This window comes from Stenotrophomonas sp. 05L44_2 (assembly GCF_056665995.1).
In genome coordinates, this window is the sequence record NZ_JBFTNR010000321.1 from 1 (window position 1) to 4,631 (window position 4,631).

Consider the following 4,631-nt stretch of genomic DNA (forward strand, 5'->3'; position numbering starts at 1 on the left):
AGGTACGTGAATGACGATTCGAGTCTACCTGGTGGATGACCATGCGTTGGTCCGCACCGGGATGAAAATGATACTGTCGAGTGAAACCGACATTGAAGTGGTGGGCGAGGCCGAAACGGGCGAAGACGCGCTGCCCGCGATCCGCCAGCTGCAACCGGACGTGGTGCTGTGTGATCTGCACCTGCCCGGCGTAAGCGGGATGGAAGTAACCGAGCGCATCGTCCGTGGCCACCGCAGCACGCGGGTGGTGATCGTGTCGGTGCTGGAAGACGGTCCGCTGCCCAAGCGCCTGCTCGAGGCCGGCGCCGCCGGTTACATCGGCAAGGGCTGCGATGCGCAGGAACTGCTGCGTGCGGTGCGCGACGTGGCCGCCGGACGACGTTACCTGGGCACGAGCATCGCGCAGAACCTGGCGTTGTCCACCGTGGAAGGCAACGGCTCGCCGTTCGACAACCTGTCGCCGCGTGAGCTGGAAGTGGCATTGCTGCTGACCCAGGGCCTGCGCCAGGAAGATATCGCCCGTCGTCTGAGCCTGAGCGCGAAGACGGTCAACACGCACAAGGCGCGGTTGTTCGAGAAGATGGGAATCCACGACAACATCGCGTTGGCGCGGATGGCCAGCCAGTACGGGCTGGTGGATCCGGCACGGCCGCTGTAAGGGTTTCGGCCAACGGCTGAACCCCTCGCGGTGGTGGGACGGAGTTCGTGGGGTTGGCCCTGCGGAGGGATCGCGCAGGGGACGCCGTGAATCCATCCCTGGAGGCTCGGGCGCGCCATCCATGGCGCTTACGCCCCTGCGCGATCCCTCCGCAGGGCCACGGACAGGTTCCGTGCGCTGCCACCGCGGAATGAAGAAGGGAACGGAAGGAGCGGGTCGCGCGCTTTGCGCGCTTGGGGTCGGCTCTGACCCCGCAGTGCGTCAGTTGCCGCGTACGCGCTTGACGATCTTTGCGGCCTGCGCGGCGCTTTCGCGCACCTTGTCCCACTGGCCGGCCTCGATCCAGCTGCCCGGCACCATCCACGATCCACCGATGCAGACCACATTCTTCTGCTCCAGGTACTCGGCGGCGGTGTTCTCGGTAATGCCACCGGTCGGGCACAGCTTGAGGTCGGCGATCGGGCCGGCTACGCCCTTGATCATCGCCAGGCCGCCCACGGCCGTGGCCGGGAACAGCTTGCACACGCGGAAACCGCGCGCGTAGAGCGCCAGCAGTTCGGTCGGCGTCGCCGCACCCGGTACCACCGGCAGCGGTGCCGCAGCCAACGCATCGRCCAGCGCCGGCGGCGTGCCCGGGGTCACCAGGAAATCGGCGCCCGCATCGATCGACTGCTGCATCTGCTCCACCGTCAGCACCGTACCGGCGCCGACCACCACATCCGGCAGCTCACGCTTGAGCATCGCCAGCGCTTCCATCGCCACCGGCGTACGCAGCGTCAGCTCGATCGCCGGCAATCCGCCTTCCAGCAGCGCCGCGCTGACCGCACGTGCCTGGTCCAGCGTATGAATCGTCACCACCGGCAGGATGCCGGCCGCATGCAACAACTCCGCCGCCCGCACCTGATGTTGTTCGATACCCATAGCTCTGCTTCTGCCTTTGCTTTCGCTCTAGTTGTGCTTTCAATGATCACTTCGCGGCGTATCGGCGCCGGAAACTGTGATGCGGCGGAGGGCAGGGCGTCGCCAGGACCGTTCGCGCCATGGATGGCGCGATCGAGCCTACAGGGATGTATTTACGGCGTGTCCTGGCGACGGCCTGCCCTTCGCCGCCCCCTGGAAACCAACCGCCGCCACATACCCGCAACGCGCTTCAATCCCTCAGGCGTCCTTCGCCTCATGCGGCGCCGCCGCCGCAGCAGCATCGTGCCCCAGCTCATACTCCGCGTCGTAGTCCCACGGCCCACCGTCAGCCGCCGCCGGACCGCACGAAATCGAGATCGCGCCCTGATCGGCCGGACCCACCACGCGCCGGTTGATCGCGAACAGGTTGCGGCCCAGGTCATTGGCGGCCGGCGCCGTATTCGGCGCATGTGTACGCGCGGCCCATTCGGCTGCGTCCACCAGCACTTCAAGCGTGCCGGCCTCACCATCCAGGCGGATGATGTCGCCCTCGCGCACCTTGCCCAGCGGACCGCCGCGTGCAGCTTCCGGCGTCACGTGGATGGCGGCGGGAATCTTGCCCGACGCACCAGACAGGCGACCATCGGTGACCAACGCCACGCGCCGGCCCTGGTTCTGCAGCAGGCCCAGCAGCGGCGCCAGCGAATGCAGTTCCGGCATGCCGTTCGCACGCGGCCCCTGATAACGCACCACCGCCACGAAATGCTCGGGCAGCAGGCCGCCGGCGTGCAGCTTGTTCAGCACCTGCGGCGCATCAACCACCACGGCCGGCGCTTCGATGGTGCGGTACTGCGGCTTCACTGCCGACAATTTGATCAGCGACTTGCCCAGGTTGCCGCGCAGCAGGCGCAGGCCGCCCTGGCTCTCGAACGGGTTGTCGACACCGCGCACCACTTCTTCATCGGCGCTGCGTTCCAGGCCCGGCAGGTACACCAGCTTGCCATCGCGCAGCTGCGGCTCGCGCGCGTAGTCGGCCATGCCGCCACGGGCAACGCTGACCAGGTCGCCATGCATCAGGCCGGCCTTGATCAGTTCACCGAACACGAACGCCGGGCCACCCGCTGCAGCGAAGCGGTTCACGTCGGCCTCGCCGTTCGGATAGACGCGCGCCAGCAGCGGGATCAGCTGCGACAGCTCGTCGAAGTCGTCCCAGGTCAGCACGATGCCGGCCGCACGTGCCACCGCGATCCAGTGGATGGTGTGGTTGGTCGAGCCGCCGGTGGCCATCAGCGCGATGATCGCGTTGATGATCGCGCGCTCGTCGATGATCCGGCCCAGCGGACGGAAGTCGTCGCCCAGCGCGGTGATGTCCAGTGCGCGCTCGGTGGCTTCGCGGGTCAGTGCATCGCGCAGCGCCGTGTCCGGATTGACGAACGATGCGCCCGGCAACTGCACGCCCATCGCTTCCAGCAGCACCTGGTTGGAATTGGCGGTGCCGTAGAAGGTGCAGGTGCCCGCGCCGTGGTAGGACGCCGATTCGGCTTCCAGCAGTTCTTCGCGGGTGGCTTCGCCGGCGGCGTAGCGCTCGCGCACTTCGGCCTTCTGCTTGTTGGGAATGCCCGGCGTCATCGGGCCTGCCGGCACGAACACCGCCGGAAGGTGGCCGAAGGCGAGGGCGCCGATCAGCAGGCCCGGCACGATCTTGTCGCACACACCGAGGTACACGGTGGTATCGAACATGTCGTGGCTGAGTCCGATCGCGGTGGCCTGGGCAATGACATCGCGCGAGAACAGCGACAGCTCCATGCCGCCACGGCCTTGGGTGACGCCGTCGCACATCGCCGGCACAGCGCCGGCCACCTGTGCCGTCGCGCCCAGTTCGCGGGCCACCGCACGGATCTGTTCGGGATAGGTCTCGAACGGCTGGTGCGCTGACAGCATGTCGTTGTAGGCGGTGATGATGCCCAGGTTGGCCGTCACGCCGCCGCGCAGGCGGCTCTTGTCGGTGCCACCACAGGCGGCGAAACCGTGGGCGAGGTTGCCGCAGCTGAGGCGGCTGCGGAACGGGCCATCGCGCAGGGAGGCGTCGATCGCTGCCAGATAGGCGGCGCGCGAAGCGGCGCTGCGGCGGATGACGCGCTCAGTGATGGCTTGCAGTTGCGGATGGAGGCTCATTGGCTACCGGCGTTCGAGGTGGCGAGAGGCAAGCGGCAGCAGGGCGCCGCCGCCGACATCAATCAGCCCAGTGGACGCGCAGGCGCGCGCCTTCCAGGTTGATTGCGTTGAGGATCGGATACTGCTGCGGGTCGTTGCTGTCCAATGCCTGGCGCAGCACCTGCAGCTTCTGCTTGCCGCGCAGCAGCAGCAGGCGCTGGCGGCACTGGCCGAGGCCGCGCGGGGTCAGGGTGATGCGCAGCGGCCACTGGTTGGCACCGGGGCATCCGGTGGCATCCAGTGCGGCGTACGGCAGGGTGCTTTCCAGCGCGCGGGTCAGGTCCTTCGAGCCCGGGAACAGCGAGGCGGTATGGCCGTCGTTGCCCATGCCCAGTGCGACCAGGCTTGGCGCCTGGCTGTGCTGGGCCTGCAGGTTGGCGGTGTACACGCATTCGGGCAGCGGCTTGCCGATCCGCACCAGCGGATCGAAGTGCGCACCTTCGGCACGCGTGAGCAGGTTCTCGCGCACCAGCCATGCATTGCTGTCGCGATCCTGCGGCGACAACCAGCGCTCGTCGGCCAGGCTCACTTCAACGCGGTCCCAATGCACGTCCAGCTCGGCCAGCGCCTGGTACACCGGTGCCGGCGTAGTACCGCCGGACAGCAGGATGCGTGCGCGGCCCAGTTCGGTGATGTCGTGGTTGATCGCCTGCGCCATTTCGGCTGCAACCGCCTCGATCCAGCCATCGGCATCGCCGTGGTTGATGAAGTCGATACGGTCGTCCTGGAAGATGGGGGTCATGCGGCAACTCCTGGTGCGTCACGTTCGGCGTCGGCAGCATAGGCAGCGGCGCCCAGCAGTCCGGCGTGGGGATGCATCACGGCCAGCGACGGCACCCGCGCCATGATCGAAGAGAAC

General features: G+C 67.6%; 4 protein-coding genes and 1 pseudogene. 1 reads left to right on the forward strand and 4 read right to left on the reverse strand.

The features are described 5' to 3' along the window. The first annotated feature begins 10 nt into the window (after positions 1-10). Positions 11-658 carry a response regulator gene (locus AC1VAN_RS12435; protein WP_025878804.1) on the forward strand — a complete coding sequence of 216 codons (648 nt, stop codon included), beginning with the start codon at positions 11-13 and terminating at the stop codon, positions 656-658. A 261-nt stretch (positions 659-919) separates the two neighbouring features. Here AC1VAN_RS12435 and eda read toward each other — a convergent pair whose 3' ends face one another. The 4 genes and pseudogenes from eda to AC1VAN_RS12455 form a co-directional block, all read right to left on the reverse strand. Continuing rightward, positions 920-1,579 carry a bifunctional 4-hydroxy-2-oxoglutarate aldolase/2-dehydro-3-deoxy-phosphogluconate aldolase gene (gene eda / locus AC1VAN_RS12440; RefSeq protein WP_480985895.1) on the reverse strand — a complete coding sequence of 220 codons (660 nt, stop codon included), beginning with the start codon at positions 1,577-1,579 and terminating at the stop codon, positions 920-922. 237 nt (positions 1,580-1,816) lie between these two features. After that, positions 1,817-3,733, reverse strand: a complete 1,917-nt coding sequence (gene edd, locus AC1VAN_RS12445) for a phosphogluconate dehydratase (RefSeq protein WP_025878806.1) — start codon at positions 3,731-3,733, stop codon at positions 1,817-1,819. A gap of 58 nt (positions 3,734-3,791) precedes the next feature. Further along, positions 3,792-4,514 (reverse strand): 6-phosphogluconolactonase, encoded by a 723-nt coding sequence (gene pgl / locus AC1VAN_RS12450; RefSeq protein ID WP_032977874.1) that lies wholly within the window; start codon positions 4,512-4,514, stop codon positions 3,792-3,794. Beyond that, a pseudogene (locus AC1VAN_RS12455) lies at positions 4,511-4,631 on the reverse strand (glucokinase); the annotation flags it as partial. The pseudogene AC1VAN_RS12455 and the gene pgl, both read right to left, overlap by 4 nt.